Genomic DNA, 18,312 nt, shown 5'->3' with positions numbered 1-18,312 from the left:
CCTGTGCGCTCCCCGTCCCGCCGCCGGCGCCTCACGGGCGGCGGCCGCCGGGTGTCCGTCGGCCTCGGAGTCATCCGATGACGTGACCACCCGGTTCTACACGGTGTCCGACCGGCGCTCGGCGGCCGGGGTCGCGGATCGGGAGCGGTCGGCACCCGGGCCGGGGCCGCGGTGGGGTACCGCCCTTGGGGGAGGAAGGCCTGCACACTCCCCTCAGGTGGTCCCGTCCTCCTCGTGACGCCGGTGCTCTCCGTCCGGGGAGTCCGCGGAACGGGCGCACGTCCTGAGCCCGGGGCCGTCCGGCCCCTGCGCCAGGGCCCGGCCCAGCCATGCCCGGGCCGTCGCGAGGTAGTCGCCGGCGATGCCGGTGCCGGGCGCCCAGGACTCGAACCCGTGGGGTGCCCCGGGAACGGAGTGGAAGGCGGCGTCGACGCCCGCCTCCCTCAGCCTCCGCCCGTACTCGCGGGACTCCTCGTGGAAGAGGTCGATGTCGCCGACGCCGATCCAGGCGGGCGGAAGCCCGCTGAGGTCCTCCCGCCGCGCGGGGACGGCGTACCGGGGGACGGCGGACGAGCCGGGCGCGGTGGCGAGGTAGGAGCGCCAGCCGAAGCGGTTGGCCTTGTTGTTCCACATGTAGTGGCCGACCTTGTCCAGGTCGCGCCGGGCGGCGGTGCGGTCGTCGAGCATCGGGGAGAGCAGCCACTGCGCGACCGGCCGCGTGCCGCCCTCGTCGTGCAGCCGCTGCACGAGCGCGGCGGCGAGCCCGCCTCCCGCGCTCTGCCCGCCGACGGCCACGCGCGAGGGGTCGACGCCCAGGGAGCCGGCGTTCTCCCGCAGCCACGTCCAGGCGGCGTGGCAGTCGTTGAGCGCCACGGGATACGGGTGCTCGGGCGCGAGGCGGTACTCGGCGGACACGACGGTGACGCCCAGTTCCAGGGCGGTGGCGTTGCACAGGGGGTCGTCCTGCGCGGCGCGGCCGATGACCAGTCCACCGCCGTGGATCCACAGGAGCGCGGCGTCCGAACGGCGTTCCTCGGGCCGGTACACCCGGACGCCGGGGGCCGCCTCCTCGGGCAGTTCCAGCGTGACGCCGGGCAGGTGCCGGGCGTCCATCCGGTGCATCAGGAAACGCGTGAAGCGCAGGGCCCACGGAAGCCGCACCGGTATCTCCGGAGACCGGAGCAGGGGGCCGCGCAGCTCCGGTGCCACCCTCGACAGCTTCATGACCGCGCTCCCGGGGCGAAGGCCATCGACATGAGGACCCCTCTCGTGGTCGGCGATCGGGCGGCGGTGAGCCTACTGCATCGACCGGCCGCCGTAGAAGCCGACACGGGACCGGTCAGGCCGCAGGACCGGGGTCGCGCAGCGCGTCCGAGACCGCCTTGGCACCGCCGTGGGTGCTGTACCTGCCGTACACCGGAATCTCCACACCGGTGACGAACGAGGATTCGTCGGAGACCAGGAACACGACCAGGGGCGCGATGCCCTCCACCGTCCCCGTCCGCCCCAGAGGAGTCTGTTCGACGCTGGCCCGACGCATCGCCTCCGGGGGCGGAGGCGGGTGAGTGCGCCGGACTGCGTATGCTGCCGTGCCCGTTCCCGGCGGCGCCGATCCAGGAGGCGCTGTGGTGGCATCCGGTGCACCAGCACGACGCGGCGCACACGTGGCTGCGGGAGACGGCGGCGAGGGTGGCGGCCGAGCTCGACCCCTCGGTCGACCGTTCAGCGGAAGGGTGAGGACGCGGGTGAGGAGGCCCGGCCGGGGCGAGGGTGGGCATGGCGAGGGTCCGGCCGGTCGCAGTCCGTCCGGGCGCGACCGGGCGTCGGTGTCGCGTGCTGGTCAGCGGACTGGCCGGAACCGTTGCCGGTGTGACGTGCGGGGTCTCCTCGCCGATGATCTTGCTCCCAGTGGCACTGTCGGTGGTCGAGAGTGTCACTGGGAGCAAGATCATCCTGGATGGCCAGGCCCCGGGGAGTCCTTGTGGTCAGCGCATCAGGAGGAGAGGGCGGCGCTGAGGAAGCCGGTCCACTCGGTGGCGGGGAAGGGGAGGTGTCCGGCGTCGGGGTGCTTGGAGTCGCGGATGGCGGCGCCGCAGGGGAGGTCGCCTACCTCCACACAGTTCTGGTTTTGGGCACTGTGGCTGCTCTTCCGGAAGGTCGCGGGGATATGGGCGACTTCAACGCATTCGACCCTGTCGCTGCTGTAGCTGGACTTGAAGAATCTCGGTTCGGTCCTAGTAGTCATGTCAGTTCTCCTGCTCCATGATCTGCTGGATGAAGTGAGTCGTGTGTGGAGCTTGAAGTGCTGCTGAGTTCAAGTTCGAGAAGATCGTGACATAGCGCTGCACAGAGTCGGAATCTTGGACAAAGAGGCTAGCCGTCGCGGTCTCGGTGTAGGCGATGCAGGGATCGGCAGGGTTGGGGAAGTCCAGTAGGACGAACGAACCAGACAGCCCGGCATGCATGCCCGCATTGAAGGGCAGCACCTGGAGGTCCACGTTTTTCCTGGTGGCCATGTTCAGCAGATGCTGTAGTTGCTCCTGCATAATTTCTGGATCGTCGAGCCGCCTTCTCAGGGCCGCTTCGTCGATCACAGCCCAAAAGTGCGGTGGCTGATACCGCCCCAGGATGTGCTGGCGCTGTAGTCGCGCATCGACGTTGCGTCTGACTTCGTCGTCCGAGTACGCGCGCCCACCTCGGAAGACAGCCTCGCTGTACCTGGGAGTTTGCAGCAGTCCAGGGATGACCTGGCACTGGTATGTCCGAATCATGGAGGCTTCGGCTTCGAAGTCCGGGATGGCGTTACCGCCGAAGACATCCTTGTAACTGGACCACCAGCCTTGCTCCTTTGATTCCCTCGCTAGTTCGTGGAGGGCTGATCGGACTTCCTCTGGTGCCTTGTACAGGTCAACGAGGGCATCGATGTCACGTGCTTTGATGCGGCGTGCGTCTGCGCTCTCGATGTTGCTGAGCGTGGACTGCGGCACGTCGGCGGTTTTCGCGGCCACAGACAGCTTCAATCCCTGTGACTCACGTAGCCGGCGAAGCTCGCGCGCCAGTCGTCGACGGCGCACTGTGGGGCTGAAGGTGCTGTGCATGTGAGGATTCTAAGCTAAAGGTTTTCCGATTATCGTTGACAGCTCGATTATCGAGCCGCATTATATGAGTGTAGTCAGTGACCGGAGCATCACGGACGGTGCATGCCGGTCAGGCTACGCCTTGCCCGTTCCGCGCATCACGGCATCCGTGAGACTCCTCCAACGGGCCCGCGAAACCCCTGCTCACCTCATGTCCATGCAAGGAGTGTGTTCGTCATGCCCGCAACAGTCCCGACTTCCCTGCCCGCACTGGAGAAGGCCACGGTGCCGCTGGCCAGCTTCATCCGGCCCGCCCACCGCCACTACTTCACCCGGCGTCCCGAGCGGCCGAGCTACCGGCTGCGCCGCTACGACTTCGCCGGAACCCCTGCCGTGATGCCGCTGGTGCGGGCGTTCCTGGACACCTGCGCCGCCGCCCGGAGCAGGGACTACCGGTACCTCTTCACACTGCTGGGCAGCGAACTCGCCAACAACGCCATCCGGCACAGCCTCTCGGGCCAGCCAGGTGGCAGCTACACCCTCCTGGTCCACCGCCACCGCGCCGGGATGCACCTGACCTGCCGTGACCGGGGCGGACTCCGGGACGAGGACGCCAGCCTGGCCCTCAGGTTCGACGGCTTGGACCTGGACGCCGAATCGGGCCGAGGGCTGGCCATGGTGAACGCCTTCGCCTCCGAGTGGGGCGACAACGGCAACGCCGAGTTCCGAACCGTGTGGTTCTACCTGGCCTATGACCTCACCGGAAGCCGGTGGAACATCCCCACGGATCTTTGATCTCTGAGCCCGGACCAGCCGACCCAAGACACGAGGCGGGCCCGGAAAGCGCATCACCGCTTCTCCCGGGCCCTGAATCCCCGAAACCAAACCAGTCATAAGTAAGGAAAGAGGATCTGATGCAGAACCCTATCCCCTCGCCCCGCCGTTCGGACGATGTTCGACCGATGCCACTTCCACTTCCGCGCCGGACCCCGCTCGTCGGCCCCGTATGCCCGCCCGTCGCCCTCCACCACCCTCAACGGACGCCTTCGGCGCAGTCCCTTCCCTCGTGTGACCACCCCTCCTGCCGCCTCCGCCGCGCCCAGGGGCTTCCCCGGTTGGGCGGCCACCGCTCCGAGTTCTCCCGCGAACACGCCCAGGCCGCCGCGGTCCAGACTCGTCACCGCCACCTGATCGTCTACTACGGGGAAGCGACGCAGTCGTTCTGGGCCGTCACTCCCACCGGCATGGTCGAGGCCCGCGACGTCGACGCCCTGCTCCTGGTGCTGTGGCCGCACACCACCCCGCACACCGATCCGCCCGCCGCCCGCCCCTGGGCACGACCGACCGACGGACGCGTTCCGGCATCCATCACCGACAGCGGCACCAGTACCGGCACCGGTTCCCGGCCCCGCGTTCCCGCCACGGCCTGAGGGCGCCGGACCGGTCCCCGACCCTCGGTCCCGAACGCAGGGCGGCCCTTCCCGGAAGTCTTCCCGGAAGGGCCGCCACTCGTCCCCGGGCCACTCGTCCCCGGACCTCCCCTCCTCTTCTGCGCGGAGTAAGGAGGAAGTACCCGGGCCCGGACTTACGCGCTGTGCTGGTACGCCGGGTAGGTCAGGTATCCCCGGTCGCCGCCCTGGTAGAAGTCGGCCTCGTCGACCGGGGCGATCGGCAGCCCGGTGCGGAGCCGCTCGACCAGGTCGGGGTTGGAGACGAAGGAGCGGCCGAAGCTGATGAGGTCGGCGCCCTGCCCGAGCCAGTGGTCGGCGTCGTCCCTTCCGGTCTGCTTCGGGCCCATGGGAAGCGTCGGGTTCATGACGAGGGTGCCCGGCCAGACGCGGCGCAGCTCCAGCAGCAGCTCCTCGTCGGCGGTGGCTTCGAGGTGGACGTAGGCCAGCCCGATCGGGGCCAGCTCGGTCAGCAGCGCGGTGTAGAGCTCGCGGACCTCGGTCTCCTCCACACCCCAGAACAGCCCGCCGGGGGAGAGGCGGATACCGGTGCGCTCCGCCCCGACGGCGTCGGCGGTGGCGGTCACGGCCTCGACGGCGAACCGGATCCGGTTGGCCACCGAGCCCCCGTAGGAGTCCGTGCGCAGGTTGGCGTTGGACGAGAGGAACTGGGAGATCATGTAGCCGTTGGCGCCGTGCAGTTCCACCCCGTCGAACCCGGCGACGACGGCGCGGCGGGCGGCCTCGGCGTAGGACCCGGCGTGCTCGGGCACCTCGGACTCCTCCAGCGCGCGCGGCACCGGTGTGGGCCGGGGGCCGGTCGGGGTGAACACGTCACCGACGGCGGGAACGGCCGAGGGGCCGACCGGCTGCACACCGGTGGTGCTCGGGTGCGAGACGCGGCCGCCGTGCATGAGCTGGGCGAAGATCCGTCCGCCGTTGGCGTGCACCGCGGCGGTCACCGGCTTCCAGGACTCGACCTGCTCGTCGGTGTGCAGCCCCGGCGTGCCCGGGTTGGACTGCCCCACCAGGCTCGGCTGCACCCCCTCGGACACGATCAGGCCGGCGGTCGCGCGCTGGGCGTAGTACGTCGCCATGGACGGTGTCGCCAGCCCGCCCGCGGCGGCGCGGACGCGCGTCATCGGCGCCATCACCACCCGGTTGGGCAGGGTCAGGTTCCCGAGTCGGTAGCGCTCGAACAAGCTGGTCACGTCAGGTCTCCTCCGTGGACTGTGCGCCCTTCCCGGGCACGTCGACTACGCTAAAACCTGACATTGATGTGAGGGGCAAGTGCCTGTGCCGCAGTTCACAGGTCACGGGCCACGGCTCACGGGTCACCACGGGTCACAGGCCACAGGGAGGAAGCCGTGCGCATCGGAGAACTCGCGAAACGGACGGGAGTGAGCGTCCGGTCCCTGCGCTACTACGAGGAGCAGGGCCTGCTCACCAGCACCCGCAGCGCCAGCGGGCAGCGGCACTACACCGAGGACAAAGTCGATCGCGTCACCTTCATCCAGCGGCTGTACGCCGCCGGGCTGCCCAGCCGCACCATCATCGAGCTGCTGCCCTGCGTGGACGCGCCCAGCGAGGGGAACTCCGACGCGGCGATGGAGCACATGGAACGGGAACGCGATCGGCTCACCGGGCACATCGCCGAACTGGTGCGCACGCGGGACGCACTCGACTCCCTGATAGCCACGGGCCGCACCTACCAGGAGAAACTGCGCTCCGGCGCTTCCGTCTGACCGCCCTCGCGTGCCCTCCGGGCCCGACCGGCTCCAGGCCGCCTGCCCGCCGCCGTACCTGCCGGGTGCCCGGCCCAGGACGTGCGAAGCGCTCCACCCCGGGCGGGCCACCGCGTCGGGTCCTCCCCCGGTGGTGGCCCGCCGCCGGGAGGCCGGGCACCCGGCCCCGGCTCAGGCGTGGAACCGCCCGGGCTCGTAGTCGCCCCCCGGCTGGCGGAGGATGACGTTCAGCCGGTTGAACGCGTTGATGAGGGCGATCTGCGCCACGAGGGCGGTGAGCTGCTCCTCGTCGTAGTGCTCGGCCGCCTTCTCCCACACCTCGTCGGTGACGTCACCGGCGTCGGCGAGCCGGGTGCCCTGCTCGGTGAGTTCCAACGCGGCCCGTTCCGCGTCGGTGAAGACCGTCGCGTCCCGCCACGCCGCGACCAGGTTGAGCCGGACCGGTGTCTCGCCCGCGTGCGCGGCCTCCTTGGTGTGCATGTCCAGGCAGCCCCCGCAGCCGTTGATCTGGCTCGCCCGGATCTTCACCAGTTCCTGGGTCGCCCGGGGCAGGGACGAGTCGGTCACGGCCCTGCCCGTCGCGACGAGGTGCCGCACGAGCTTCGGGCCGACGTCGGTGCCGAGGGGGTTGAGTCTGGCTGCCATGGTGGTCTCCTTCGTCGTTGGTCGCCTTCCAACCACTTGGACGAGACGGAGCCCCCGGACGTAACACCGTCAGTCGGGACGTCGCGGGACGTCCATCGCCGCGAGGAGCCTCGGATCGATCACCGACAGGACCTCGACGATCCGGCCACCGGCCACGGTGCAGGCCATCACGGCCACCGGCCTGCCGCCGGCGCCCCACACCACGACCCCCGGCTCGCCGTTGACGAGGGCGCGGCGCGCGGTCACCTTCGCGTGGCGTGCGTGCTGTAGCCTCCCGGCCACCTCGGTCGCCCCCAGCCTGACGACCACGCCGCGCGGCGTGTGGGCGCGCCACATCACCTCCGGGTCGAGCACCCGCAGCAGCCCCTCGAAGTCCCCGCTCCGCGCCGCCGCGAGAAAGGCGTCGACCACCGCGCGCTGCTGCCGCCGTTCGCTGGTCGGGCGACGTGTGCCCCGCACCTTGCGGCGGGCCCGGCTGGCGAGCATCTTGGTGGCGTCCGTGGACCTGCCGACGATCTGGCCGATCTCCTCGAACGGCACCGCGAACATGTCGTGCAGCACGAAGGCCAGCCGTTCGGCGGGGTGGAGGGTGTCGAGCACCACGAGCAGCGCCAGTCCCACCGAGTCGGCGAGCAGCACGTCGTCCTCGGGTTCCCGGCCGTCGTCCTCGGTCACCACGAGGTCGGGCAGCCGGTCCTCGTACGGCGCCTCGGGTCTGGTCCCGCGCGAGCGCAGCATGTCGATGCACACACGGCCCACCACGGTGGTCAGCCAGCCTGCGAGGTTGTCGATCGAGGCCGCGTCCTGGCGCGCCAACCGCAGCCACGCCTCCTGTACCGCGTCCTCCGCGTCCGCCCGCGACCCGAGCATCCGGTAGGCCACCGCGACGAGGCGCCCGCGCTGCTCCTCGAAGGCCTCTGCCACGGTTTCCTCCGGAACGGATCCGGTCATGTCGTTACCTTCCACGAGCGGGTTTCGTCATGGATATGACGGGCCCGGAAGGGTCAAGGTAACCGGCAAGGGGAAACTCATGCATCTCGCTCTGTGGATCGTCACCGGACTGCTGGCCGCCGTCTTCCTCTTCGCGGGCGCCGCCAAGCTGTTCGTTCCCCGGGAGAAGCTGGCCAGGGCTCCCGGCGGGGGATGGGCCGAGGACTTCGGCGCGGGCTTCGTCAAGGCCCTCGGCGCGGTCGAGGTTCTGGGCGCGGTCGGCCTGGTCCTGCCCGCCGTGCTCGGCGTCGCACCGGTCCTGGTGCCGCTGGCGGCCGTCGGGCTGATGGTGGTCATGGCCGGTGCGGCGGTCGTGACCTTTCGTCGTCGAGAGCCCCTGCACGCGTTGGTGAACCTGGCCTACCTCGCCCTGGCCGCCTTCGTGGCGTGGGGCCGGTTCGGCCCCGAGTCCTTCGTCGGCTGACCGTGCGGGTCAGGGGAAGAGAGTCCTGTCGAGCATGGCGACGAGGTCCTCTGCGGCGGCGAGCGGGTCGAAGCCGGGGTGGTCCAGGTGCTCGGCCACGATCGCGTCGATGCCGCCGCCGACGATCAGCGCCGTAGTGCGCAGATCCAGGCCGGCGTCCGTCTCCGAGCCCGCCCCGTGTGCCCGCCGGGCGGCGTGCATCAGGTCAGCCAGGGGGCGCCAGCGCTCGCTGGAGCGGCGGTCCTCACCGTCGGCCACCGCGTCGACGATCACCCGGGTGTGCCCGGGGTGGTCCCGCAGGTAGCCGACCATCGAAAGGACGTAGGCGGCGGGCGCCCGCTCGGCGCCGGCGCTCTCGACGGCCGCGCCCACGTGCTCCACCAGACCCGTCAGCGCGCTCTCGTGGGCCGCGCGCACCAGGGCGTCCTTGGAACCGAAGTGGTACAGCACCGCGGCCTTGGTGATACCGGCGGCTTCGGCGATGCGGGCCAGCGAGGTGCCCGCGTTCCCGTTTTCGGCGATGAGCCGGACCGTCACGTCGATGAGCTGGGCGCGTCGCGCCTGTTCGGTCAGGGTGGGCTCTCCGGGCTTTCGCGCCGGGGAACGGGGGTTCTCTCTTGCCATGACTCCAGAACTTACCGTACGGTCAGATTACTTACCAGTCGGTTAGGGGGCGTGGTGGAGAAGAGGAAGCGAAACCGGTGGGTCATCGTGCTCGGCGCCGTCGCCGCCGTGGTGCTCCTCGCCGCGATCGCTCTGCGCACGCCCTCCCCGGTCGGGCACTGGCGCTCGGCCGAGGGGCACGACGCGTTCATGGAGGCCTACGAGGCCGCGATGGCGGAGATGCCCCGGCCGGACGCAGAGATCGACGTGCGCACGGACTACGGCGTCGTGCGGATGTACCGCTTCGAGGGGACGGGAGAGGCGGGCGCCGCGCGGAGTCCGCTGGTGCTCCTGCCCGGGCGTGCGTCGGCCTCGCCGGTCTGGGCGGACAACCTGCCGTCCCTGCTGGAGGTGGGGGACGTCTACACGGTCGACCTGCTGGGCGAGCCCGGCCTGAGCGTGCAGGCCAGGCCCATCGAGGACGACGATGACCAGGCGGAGTGGCTGCACCAGGCCCTCGGCGGCCTGCCCGAGGAGGAGTTCCACGTGGTGGGACTGTCGATCGGCGGCTGGACGGCGGCCAACCTCGCCACGCGCGAACCCTCGCGCCTCGCCACCGTGACGCTGGTCGAGCCGGTGTTCGTCCTCGACGGCATGCCCCTGGAGGTCGTCCTGCGCTCCTTGCCCGCCACGCTGCCCTGGCTGCCGAGGTCCTGGCGCGACGGATTCAACTCCTGGACCGCGGGCGGCGCGCCGGTGGAGGACGTGCCGGTCGCCGACATGATCGAGTCCGGGATGCGCGACTACGCGCTCAAGCTGCCCCAGCCCGCCAGGATCGCTGAGGAGGCGCTCGCCGACCTGGACATGCCCGTGCTGGCGGTCATCGCCGGGGAGTCGGTGATGCACGACCCGGACACCGCGGTCGCCACCGCCGAGCGCGCGCTGAGCCGCGCAACGGTGGAGGTCTACCCCGACGCCTCGCACGCGGTCAACGGCGAGTACCCGCGGGAGCTGGCCGCCGACATCGACGCCTTCCTGGACGGGGCCGACCGCACCTGAGGGGAGCGCACCGGTGCGGTGACCGAGAAGGTGCTGGCTCCCGACAGCGATGATCTTGCTCCCAGTGGCACTGTCGGCGGTCGAGAGTGCCACTGGGAGCAAGATCATCCGGTGAAGGTTCCCGGTGGCCGACCTGGCTGGAGGCGCGTTCGACCAGGAGGCCCCGGCCCCGGTTCCGGCCGCCGCGACCGGGGCCGGGACCGGGGAGAAGCGTCCAGGGGGGAGAACGGGGGTGCGTGTAGGATGAGAGGGAACGAAGACGACATTTCGTTCCAAGAGCGCCCGGCTCGCCGGGCCAAGGGTGTGACGACGACGCACGATCCGGCATTTCAGGTCCGGGCCGCGGTGCCCCTGGCACAGGTCCGGAATCCGTGCCCTTTCCCGCACACCCGTGAGCGCGTTCCACGTTCACGTTTCCTCGTCCGGCAGCAGCGCACGCACGACCCGCTTGCTCCGGGGATTGTGGAGCACCCCATTTGATGGCTCCTTTCACCCACCATCCGACCGCCGTGTCCGACATTTCTCCCCAGGTCTCCACGCGGAGACCGAAGCGGGTGCCCGTTCGGATCCGCGGCGGCACCGGCCCGACGACGGACCCCGAGCGCCGTGACCACCCGCTCGACGTGCTCTGTTCGGACGGCGGCAGGATTGTCCCCGACCCGTCCGGGGTAACCTTCTTCAGCGCGACGGGATTCTCTCTCCCGGCCGCGGCCCGGGCCCGGACCGGAGCACTGGGCGTCGACCTACGGTCGGCCACCCTGTCCACACGGGTCCACACATTTCTGGAAATCACCGGGACGCAGTACCTTCCACCGGTTAACACGAAGACGAGGGAGGCCCTGGTTGATGACTCAAGGTGACAAGGTCGATTCCGGCACGGGAACGGGACGGCGGCGCGGAAGCGACTTCTCCGTCCTCTCCAGGACCGTGAGCGAGGCCGGACTGCTGAAGAAGCGCCCGGGCCACTACGCGGCGCGGATCGCGATCACACTGTCCCTGCTCTTCGCGACCTGGACGGTCTTCGTACTGATCGGGCCCTCCTGGTGGCAGATGCTGACGGCGGCGGCGCTCGCGGTGCTCTTCACCCAGACGGCCTTCATCGGGCACGACGCCGGACACCGGCAGATCTCCGACGACCAGCGGGTCAACACCCTGATCGGATGGATCCTCGGCGACCTGTTGGTGGGACTGGGATTCGGTTGGTGGGTCAGCAAGCACGACCGCCACCACGCCCATCCCAACCACGAGGGCAAGGACCCCGACATCGCCGGAGCCGCCCTGGCCTTCAGCCGGGAGCAGGCCCTCCAGCGCCGCCGCGGCCCGGCCCGGTGGCTGGCCCGCAGCCAGGCGTGGCTGTTCTTCCCGATGCTGCTCCTGGAGGCCTTCCACCTCCACGTCGCGTCGGTGCGCGAGATCGCGGGGAACAGGCTGCCGACGCGGGTCAGGATCGTGGAGGGCACGCTCATGGCGCTCCACTTCATCGGCTACCTCGGGATCATCCTGATCACGCTCACCCCGCTCCAGGCACTGTGCTTCGTCCTGGTGCACCAGGGCCTGTTCGGCCTCTACATGGGCTGCTCCTTCGCCCCGAACCACAAGGGCATGCCCGTCATGGAGGAGGGGACCAAGACGGGTTTCCTGCCCCGCCAGGTCCTCACCTCCCGCAACATCCGCGGGGGCCCGCTGACCGACCTGGCCCTGGGCGGGCTGAACTACCAGATCGAGCACCACCTGTTCCCCACGATGCCCAGGCCCAACCTGCGCCGGGTGCAGCCCCTGGTCCGGGAGGCGTGCGAGCGGTACGGGCTCTCCTACTACGAGACGAGCCTCCTGCGCTCCTACACCGAGGTGTTGCAGCACCTGCACAGGGTGGGCGGCCCGCTGCGTCCGGAACTCGAGTACTGAGTCCTCCTTCGGGAGTGTTCCTCAGGGGCCCGCGGGCGGCGGGCCCGAGATGAGGCGGGGGACACGGCCCGGGTCCGCCTGTCGGGGCCGGTGCGCCTCAGGCGCCCGGGCCGTGTCCGAAGGCGGGAAGGCCGTGCGCGGCCGTGGTCAGAGCGGTGCGGACCAGGCCGCCCACGCCGCCCGGAGGGGCCTCCGGCGAGTCGGGTGAGCGCCGGGCCCGCTCCTCGGCGGCCAGGCGCAGCGCCGCGTTGAGCATGGCCGCCTGCACGCGGACGGACAGGTCGTCCGCGGAGCTCGCGGAGCGGGCGGCGATGATGTCGGCGAAGACCGACTCGGCCGCGTGGTGGACCTCCAGCCAGACCGCCATGAGCCCCGGTTCGGCGCGGGTCATCCGGATGAGGTCCATGACGGAGTCCTCCAGGAGCGGGGCGTCGCCGTCGAAGAGCCCCTCCCGGTCCAGGTACTCCAGCAGGGGCGTGTCCGCCGGGCAGGCGCGCAGGTGACCGGCCACGAGGTCCAGGCCCTCGGTGAGCAGGGGCCGGACGCAGCTCTCCTTGGTGGGGAAGTACCGCCACAGCGTCCTGGTGGAGATCCCGATCACGCGCGCGATGTCGTCGCCGGTGGTGCCCGAGACCCCGTGCGCGGTGAACAGCCCCACGGCGGCGCGTGCGATCTCCATGCGGACGGTCTCCCGGTGCCGCTCGGTCATGGGCGGGCGGCCCCTGCCCGAGCGCACGCGGGCGGAACCGTGGGACGGGGTCCTCGCCACAGCCATCCCTTCGCTCGTCCTGGCTCCAAGGCGGTCCAACCCTATCCCCGCCCACGACTCTCGCGGCAATATTTGTCACTGAACGACAAAAAGTCATAAGGTGACGGACGGCGACCGTGGGGCCACCGCGGTCCGCCCTGCGGCCACGCGGGGCCGACAGTGCCAACGAGAGGACTTTCCATGGCCGACCTGGGCCTGAAGGACAAGAACGCCATCGTCACCGGAGGCGGCTCCGGGATCGGACGGTCGACCGCCCTGCGACTGGCCGAGGGCGGAGCCAGGATCCTGGTCGCCGACCTCGACGCAGACGCCGCCCGGGGCGTGGCCGAGGAGATCCGCGCGGCCGGGGGCACGGCGGAGGCCGTCATCGGAGACCTCAGCCGCCAGGACGTTGTCGACGAGGTCGTGGCCACCGCCACCGACCGCCTGGGCGGGATCGACATCCTGGTCAACAACGCCGGCGTCATGGACGACATGTCCGCCACCGCCGACGTGAGCGACCAGGTCTGGGAGCGGCTGATCCGGGTCAACCTGACCGCGCCCTTCCTGATCACCCGCGCCGTCCTGCCGCACATGGTCGGGAAGAGCGCCGGATCGATCGTCTTCACCGTCTCCGAGGCGTCCCTGCGCGGCAGCGCGTCCGGCGCGGCCTACACCGCCTCCAAGCACGGCGTGGCCGGGCTCGTGAAGTCCACCGCGATCATGTACCGGGACCAGGGCGTCCGCGTCAACGCCGTCGCCCCGGGCGGCACCGCCACCGGTATCAGCGTCGACCTCGACCCCGAGGCCCACGGCCCGGCCGTGCTGGGCGGGTACGCCGCCAACATGGGCCGCGTGGCGCAGCCGGAGGAGCTGGCCGCGGCCATCGTCTTCCTGGCCTCCGACGCCGCCAGCAACGTCAACGGCGTGATCCTGCCGGTCGACAACGGCTGGGCGGCCGTCTGACCGGAGTCCGGGCCCCGTCCGACGGCCCGCCGGGACGGCCGTGAACCGTTGGACGGGGCGATCCGGTTTCCCGGTGCAGGGAAAGGGGAACCGCGGCACCCGCCGTGCCGGCGACCGTTCTCCTTTTCCGTTCGCCGCGGGAAACCCCCTGCCGAATGCGCTCGGGTCCGACTCGTTCGAAGAAGCCACGCCACCGTTTCTCTGGTTCGGTGTTCCATTTCTCCTGAGACGATCTATCAGACCAGGTCACGGCGCGTGCGGGGAATGCGACGCCTCTCGTTCTCGTTGTAACAGAGCAGGCGTTTCCATCGGAAACACCACCCCCGGGAAACCGTTCGGTGAGTGCTGGCCCGGTGGCCCTGCCAAGACGAGGAGAGCGAGAACTCCGGGGGGAGTATTGCGAAACACCGAACACGGGCCGGACGAGTCGGGCGGACGGGTGAGCGGACCGTTCCAGGAACCGCGGGCCGCGGTGGAGGAGGCGACCGGCCGGGCCGCAGCCCCCGCGGCGCTCGCGCTCGTGCCCTCCGGCGTCGATCTCGACTCGATGCCCTCCGAGGCGCTGGAGTCCATCGGCCGGCTCGGCGAGGCGATCTCCGCGGCCGCGAGGCAGGCCCTGGAGGCACGGGCCGCGGCCGGGGAACCGGCGTCCGCCGCACGCGCCTGGAACGTCCTGGTGTCGGCCGACGGGGACTACTCCGTCCGCGAGGCGGCCCACATCCTCAACCGCGACCCCGGCATCTCCACGGGGCAGCGGCGGTTGTTCTCCTTCATCCGTGCCGAAGGTATGGTCTCCTCCGGAACCGACGTTCCCAAGGCCGGGCACGAGCGCCATCTGCGTCTGCGCCCCGTGTCCTACAGCCATCCCCGCACGGGCAGGCGCGTCTCGGCGAGACCGCAGCTACGGGTGACCGCCGAGGGGCTGAGGTATCTCCACCAGCGCTTGGGCGGGCCCGCCCGCCCCGCGGCGGACGAGGCGGCCTGACCTGATCCGTCCAGCCTCCTGGACGCGGACGACGACAGACGGGAGACGGCCGTGCCGACAGGCGAGGACGGGACCGCGCTGGTCACCGGGGCCTCCGGAGGGATCGGCGAGCACTACGCGGCCCGGCTGGCCGAACGCGGATACGACCTCGTCCTGGTCTCCCGCGGCGCGGAGCGCCTCGACACCGTCGCCGCGCGTCTGCGCGAGCGGACCGGGGTCCGCGTCCAGACCCTGGCGGCCGACCTGTCCCGCACCGAGGGCGTCACCTCCGTCGGTCGGCGGGCCGCTGAGGACGACGTCGCGCTGGTGGTCAACAACGCCGGCGTCAACGGGTACGGGCCGTTCGAGCGGGTACCGCCGGACGTGCTGCACCAGGTGGCCGCGCTCAACACGCTCGCACCGACGATGCTGGCCCGTGCGGCCCTGCCGGGGATGATCGAGCGCGGGAGGGGCGCGGTGGTCAACGTGGCCTCACTGCTGGCCTTCTCCGCCGACCTGCCCCCCGGACCGCTGCCGCACCGGGCCGTCTACGCCTCCACCAAGTCCTACCTCGTCACGTTCACGCGCACCCTGGCGGCGGAGCTGCACGGAACCGGGGTCACCGTCCAGGTCTGCTGCCCGGGACCGACCGCGACGGACTTCCACCGCGTCCAGGGGCTGGAGGCCGGAAGCCCCGGAACGGCCGAGCACGGCGGTGAGCCCCGGGGCATGGACCCCGGGGACGTCGTCACGGCCTCGCTGGCGGCACTGGAGAGGCGGGAGGTCGTGTGCGTGCCCGGCCTGACGGACCCGTCGGCGCTCACCGGCCTGGCCGAGGCCGAGACCCGCGTCCGCGACCTGAGCGGCCCCGGCCTGGCCGAGCGCTACCGGACCTGACCCCGGGGCGCTCCGCTCCTCCCCGGAGCCGCGATCACGTGAGCAGGGTGTGGAAGTGCGCGAGCATGCGTTCGGGGTCGGGCTCCAGGCCCGTGATGAGGCCGAAGGCCTGGCCGGCCTGGAACACCGCCATCTCCCCGCCCTCCAGCGTCGGGCACCCCCGCTCCCGGGCCTGGTTCAGCAGTTCGGTGCGCAGGGGGCGGTAGACGACGTCGCACACCCACATCGACGCGCGCAGCATCTCGGCCGGAACGGGGGTGCCCGGGTGGTGCGCCATGCCCGTCGGCGTCGCGTTGACCATGCCGTCGGCCGCGGCCAGGAGCGCCCCGAGTCCGGCGGGCTCGCCCGCCAGGCAGCGCGCCCGCGGAAAGTGCCCGCCCATCCGCTCGGCCAGGTCACGTGCCCGGTCCCGCTGCGTGTCGACGACGGTCACCTCCCGTGCCCCGGAGGCGAGCAGGGCGTAGACCACGGCCGCGCCCGCGCCTCCCGCGCCCAGTACCACGACGCGGTCGAGGGACGCGTGGGGCAGCCCCCTCTCCAGGCAGCGCGCGAACGCCGACCAGTCGGTGTTGTGCCCGACCGCGGTCCCGGACCGGAACACCACCGTGTTCACCGCGCCCAGGGTGGCCGCCTCGGGGGTGAGGCGGTCCAGCACGGGCAGGACCAGCTGCTTGCACGGATGGGTGATGTTGAGGCCGTTGAAGCCCAGGTGGCGGGCCGACCCCACCAGGTCGGCGACCGACTCCGGGGCCAGTCCCAGCTCCGCGAGGTCGATGGTCCGGTAGATCAGGCGGTGCCCGAGCTCGGCGGCCTCGCGCTCGTGCATGGGCGGGGTCAGGGAGGGGCCGATCCCCGTCCCGATGAGCCCCACCAGGTAGGAGCCGGGGGTGGTGCGGGCGTCCGCCGACCCGGCCGTCATCGTGTTCACCTGCTCGCCTCCGCCCGCTGCGCGGCCATGCGGAAGGGGCTGTTGGCGGCCCCGTAGCCGCGGTAGCCGCCCTTGCGCTGCACGACCTCCAGGAAGAGCCGCCCGTCCAGCATCGGCGTGTAGAAGTGCAGGAACTCCCCGTCCCCCGCCCGGTCGTAGAGGATGCCGTGCTCGCGCATGTGCTCGATGGTCACCGGTTCCAGGTCCGTGCGGCACGCCAGGTCGGCGTAGTAGTTGTCGGGGATGCGCAGCGGTTCGATCCCGCCCCGCCGCATCGACCGCGCGACCGCGAACACGTCCTCGCAGCCGAAGGCGACGTGCTGGGAGCCTCCCCGGGCGTCCCTGCCCGGCCCCCGTCCCAGCAGGGAGGCGTTCAGGGCGATGCGCGGCGAGGCTCCGCCCCGGCTCAGCGCGCGGCTGCGCACCAGGCCGTCCGGGGCGGCCAGCTCGGTGCCGTCGTCGGGGTCCAGGCCCAGCACGGAGCGGTAGAACAGCGACGCCTCGTCGAAGTGGTCGAAGGGCTGGAACAGCCCCACGTGGTCGATACCGGTGAGGGGGACCCCGTCGGTACCGCCGCTCCCCTGTGCGGGGGAGGAGAAGTCGGCCAGCCAGTCCTCCCCCTCGGCCGGATCGCTCGGGCAGAAGAAGACGGAGGTGCCGTCGGGCGCGGCGACCGCGTGCAGGACCGACTCGGCCGGATCGCGGCGCCGGGGCAGCTTCGGCGCGAGCAGCCGCTCCGCCCGCCGCATCGCCTTCCCCGCGTCGGCCACCTCGACGCCGAGCGCGGTCACCGCGGCCTCGTCGCTCCAGGTGTGCCCGAGCTGCGGGTCGGTGGCGTTGAGCAGGACGTGCGCGTCCCCGTTGCGCCACAGCTGTACCGGCTTGGAACGGTGGTCGCGGGTGTGGGAGAAGCCCAGGGCCGCCAGGGCCCCGCGCACCCGCTGGACCGAGTGCCCGGGCGCGGCGACCTCCACGAACGCGTAGCCCCTCGCCCGTGTGGGCGAGGGGAGGCGGGTGAGCTCGACCGCGTCCCGAAGGGGCGGGGCCTTCGTCCCCTCCAGGTCACGTGCGCGGCCGACCTCGTCCTCCAGCACGGCCAGGGACCGGAGCGCGTCGGCGGCCGTGCGCCCGGGGTCGGAGGCCCGGAACACGTCGTTGAACACCTCCAGGGACAGCGGGCCGGTGTACCCCGCGGCGAGTACGTGTCCGGTGAACTCCGTCAGGTCGAACGCGCCCTGCCCGGGGAAGCAGCGGTGGTGGCGGCTCCAGTGCAGGACGTCCATGGGCATGAGCGGCGCGTCCGCGAGTTGGAGGAAGAAGATCCTGTCACCGGGGATGTCCCGGATGCCGGCCGGGTCGTGGCCCCGGGACAGGATGTGGAAGCTGTCCAGGCACACCCCGAGCCCGGGGTGGTCGGCCAGCCGGGCGATGCGCCAGGCGTGCCGGTAGTCGTCGACCCACCGCCCCCACGCCAGCGCCTCGTAGGCGATGCGGACCCCGAACGGCGCCGCGGCCTCGGCCAGGCGGTGCAGTTGCGCGGCCGAGCGGGCGTCCTCACCCGTCGAGTCCGCCGAGACGCTGGAGCACACGAGCATGACGTCCACGCCCAGCTCCACCATGAGGGCGAACTTGGCCTCGGCCCGGCGGAGGTTGCGCTCCAACCGGGCCTCGTTCACCCCCTCGAAGTCGCGGAAGGGCTGGTAGAGGTCGATGGTCAGGCCCAGTGACTCGGTCAGGGCCCGGACCTCGCGGGGCGGCAGTGCCGATCCGATGAGGTCGTTTTCGAAGATCTCGACACCGTCGAACCCTGCCTGGGCCGCGGCCCCGAGCTTCTCCTCCAGGGTTCCGCTGAGGGACACGGTGGCTATGGAGCGCCGCATACGTCGTGCTCTTCCTTCTTCCTTGTTTCCCGT

Annotated in this window: 21 protein-coding genes; 10 read left to right on the top strand and 11 right to left on the bottom strand. The window is 71.3% G+C overall.

Annotation, left to right across the window (positions count from 1 at the left end; all coding sequences use genetic code 11):
* Window positions 1-213: 213 nt before the first annotated feature.
* The 4 genes from NOSIN_RS14665 to NOSIN_RS14650 form a co-directional block, all read right to left on the bottom strand.
* Window positions 214-1,224 carry an alpha/beta hydrolase gene (locus NOSIN_RS14665; RefSeq protein WP_077691281.1) on the bottom strand — a complete coding sequence of 337 codons (1,011 nt, stop codon included), beginning with the start codon at window positions 1,222-1,224 and terminating at the stop codon, window positions 214-216.
* Window positions 1,225-1,339: 115 nt separating this feature from the next.
* On the bottom strand, window positions 1,340-1,540 hold the full coding sequence (locus NOSIN_RS27780; protein WP_077691280.1) for an SDR family oxidoreductase: 201 nt from the start codon (window positions 1,538-1,540) through the stop codon (window positions 1,340-1,342).
* A gap of 453 nt (window positions 1,541-1,993) precedes the next feature.
* Complete coding sequence (locus tag NOSIN_RS14655; protein ID WP_077691279.1) at window positions 1,994-2,245, bottom strand: DUF397 domain-containing protein; 252 nt, start codon at window positions 2,243-2,245, stop codon at window positions 1,994-1,996.
* 1 nt (window position 2,246) lies between these two features.
* Window positions 2,247-3,098: a helix-turn-helix domain-containing protein gene (locus NOSIN_RS14650; RefSeq protein WP_077691278.1), complete on the bottom strand. Its 852-nt coding sequence runs from the start codon at window positions 3,096-3,098 to the stop codon at window positions 2,247-2,249.
* 216 nt (window positions 3,099-3,314) lie between these two features.
* On the opposite strand from NOSIN_RS14650, the gene NOSIN_RS14645 reads away from it, so the two are divergent.
* Window positions 3,315-3,872, top strand: a complete 558-nt coding sequence (locus NOSIN_RS14645) for an ATP-binding protein (RefSeq protein WP_077693598.1) — start codon at window positions 3,315-3,317, stop codon at window positions 3,870-3,872.
* Between the two features lie 320 nt (window positions 3,873-4,192).
* The gene (locus NOSIN_RS28205; RefSeq protein ID WP_375539662.1) at window positions 4,193-4,507 is read left to right on the top strand and encodes a hypothetical protein; all 315 of its coding nucleotides are present in this window, start codon (window positions 4,193-4,195) and stop codon (window positions 4,505-4,507) included.
* Window positions 4,508-4,662: 155 nt separating this feature from the next.
* Here the strand turns inward: NOSIN_RS28205 and NOSIN_RS14635 are convergent, their stop codons facing one another.
* Window positions 4,663-5,736, bottom strand: a complete 1,074-nt coding sequence (locus tag NOSIN_RS14635; RefSeq protein ID WP_077691276.1) for an alkene reductase — start codon at window positions 5,734-5,736, stop codon at window positions 4,663-4,665.
* 156 nt (window positions 5,737-5,892) lie between these two features.
* Between NOSIN_RS14635 and NOSIN_RS14630 the strand changes: the two genes are divergently transcribed.
* Entirely contained in the window at window positions 5,893-6,270 is a 378-nt protein-coding gene (locus NOSIN_RS14630) for a MerR family transcriptional regulator (RefSeq protein WP_077691275.1), read from the top strand.
* Between the two features lie 171 nt (window positions 6,271-6,441).
* On the opposite strand, the gene NOSIN_RS14625 is transcribed toward NOSIN_RS14630, so the two are convergent.
* Both NOSIN_RS14625 and NOSIN_RS14620 read right to left on the bottom strand, forming a co-directional pair.
* Window positions 6,442-6,915: a carboxymuconolactone decarboxylase family protein gene (locus NOSIN_RS14625; RefSeq protein WP_077691274.1), complete on the bottom strand. Its 474-nt coding sequence runs from the start codon at window positions 6,913-6,915 to the stop codon at window positions 6,442-6,444.
* A 69-nt stretch (window positions 6,916-6,984) separates the two neighbouring features.
* On the bottom strand, window positions 6,985-7,866 hold the full coding sequence (locus NOSIN_RS14620; protein WP_077691273.1) for a sigma-70 family RNA polymerase sigma factor: 882 nt from the start codon (window positions 7,864-7,866) through the stop codon (window positions 6,985-6,987).
* Between the two features lie 79 nt (window positions 7,867-7,945).
* On the opposite strand from NOSIN_RS14620, the gene NOSIN_RS14615 reads away from it, so the two are divergent.
* Complete coding sequence (locus NOSIN_RS14615; RefSeq protein WP_077691272.1) at window positions 7,946-8,329, top strand: DoxX family protein; 384 nt, start codon at window positions 7,946-7,948, stop codon at window positions 8,327-8,329.
* 9 nt (window positions 8,330-8,338) lie between these two features.
* Here NOSIN_RS14615 and NOSIN_RS14610 read toward each other — a convergent pair whose 3' ends face one another.
* The gene (locus NOSIN_RS14610; protein WP_077691271.1) at window positions 8,339-8,953 is read right to left on the bottom strand and encodes a TetR/AcrR family transcriptional regulator; all 615 of its coding nucleotides are present in this window, start codon (window positions 8,951-8,953) and stop codon (window positions 8,339-8,341) included.
* 54 nt (window positions 8,954-9,007) lie between these two features.
* Between NOSIN_RS14610 and NOSIN_RS14605 the strand changes: the two genes are divergently transcribed.
* From NOSIN_RS14605 to NOSIN_RS14595, 3 genes are all read left to right on the top strand, one after another.
* The gene (locus tag NOSIN_RS14605) at window positions 9,008-9,991 is read left to right on the top strand and encodes an alpha/beta fold hydrolase (RefSeq protein ID WP_077693597.1); all 984 of its coding nucleotides are present in this window, start codon (window positions 9,008-9,010) and stop codon (window positions 9,989-9,991) included.
* Between the two features lie 554 nt (window positions 9,992-10,545).
* On the top strand, window positions 10,546-10,851 hold the full coding sequence (locus NOSIN_RS14600; RefSeq protein WP_077691270.1) for an STAS domain-containing protein: 306 nt from the start codon (window positions 10,546-10,548) through the stop codon (window positions 10,849-10,851).
* Entirely contained in the window at window positions 10,838-11,896 is a 1,059-nt protein-coding gene (locus NOSIN_RS14595) for a fatty acid desaturase family protein (RefSeq protein WP_077691269.1), read from the top strand. Before NOSIN_RS14600 ends, NOSIN_RS14595 begins: the two co-directional genes overlap by 14 nt.
* Before the next feature lie 97 nt (window positions 11,897-11,993).
* On the opposite strand, the gene NOSIN_RS14590 is transcribed toward NOSIN_RS14595, so the two are convergent.
* A complete protein-coding gene (locus tag NOSIN_RS14590) occupies window positions 11,994-12,605 on the bottom strand; it encodes a TetR/AcrR family transcriptional regulator (protein ID WP_077693596.1) in 612 nt (203 codons plus the stop codon).
* A gap of 240 nt (window positions 12,606-12,845) precedes the next feature.
* On the opposite strand from NOSIN_RS14590, the gene NOSIN_RS14585 reads away from it, so the two are divergent.
* The 3 genes from NOSIN_RS14585 (at window position 12,846) to NOSIN_RS14575 (ending at window position 15,471) form a co-directional block, all read left to right on the top strand.
* On the top strand, window positions 12,846-13,610 hold the full coding sequence (locus NOSIN_RS14585; RefSeq protein WP_077691268.1) for an SDR family NAD(P)-dependent oxidoreductase: 765 nt from the start codon (window positions 12,846-12,848) through the stop codon (window positions 13,608-13,610).
* A 397-nt stretch (window positions 13,611-14,007) separates the two neighbouring features.
* Window positions 14,008-14,595 carry a phage antirepressor KilAC domain-containing protein gene (locus NOSIN_RS14580; RefSeq protein WP_227014795.1) on the top strand — a complete coding sequence of 196 codons (588 nt, stop codon included), beginning with the start codon at window positions 14,008-14,010 and terminating at the stop codon, window positions 14,593-14,595.
* 51 nt (window positions 14,596-14,646) lie between these two features.
* The gene (locus NOSIN_RS14575) at window positions 14,647-15,471 is read left to right on the top strand and encodes an SDR family NAD(P)-dependent oxidoreductase (RefSeq protein ID WP_077691267.1); all 825 of its coding nucleotides are present in this window, start codon (window positions 14,647-14,649) and stop codon (window positions 15,469-15,471) included.
* Window positions 15,472-15,505: 34 nt separating this feature from the next.
* Here NOSIN_RS14575 and NOSIN_RS14570 read toward each other — a convergent pair whose 3' ends face one another.
* Together NOSIN_RS14570 and NOSIN_RS14565 are read right to left on the bottom strand one after the other, a co-directional pair.
* On the bottom strand, window positions 15,506-16,390 hold the full coding sequence (locus NOSIN_RS14570) for a shikimate dehydrogenase (RefSeq protein ID WP_077693594.1): 885 nt from the start codon (window positions 16,388-16,390) through the stop codon (window positions 15,506-15,508).
* A 5-nt stretch (window positions 16,391-16,395) separates the two neighbouring features.
* Complete coding sequence (locus NOSIN_RS14565) at window positions 16,396-18,279, bottom strand: bifunctional sugar phosphate isomerase/epimerase/4-hydroxyphenylpyruvate dioxygenase family protein (RefSeq protein WP_077691266.1); 1,884 nt, start codon at window positions 18,277-18,279, stop codon at window positions 16,396-16,398.
* Window positions 18,280-18,312: the final 33 nt, after the last annotated feature.

It is taken from the genome of Nocardiopsis sinuspersici (assembly GCF_001998325.1).
Taxonomy (GTDB): domain Bacteria; phylum Actinomycetota; class Actinomycetes; order Streptosporangiales; family Streptosporangiaceae; genus Nocardiopsis; species Nocardiopsis sinuspersici.
The sequence above is the reverse complement of the archived record's forward strand: the minus strand, read 5'-3'. Positions and strand labels throughout refer to the sequence as shown.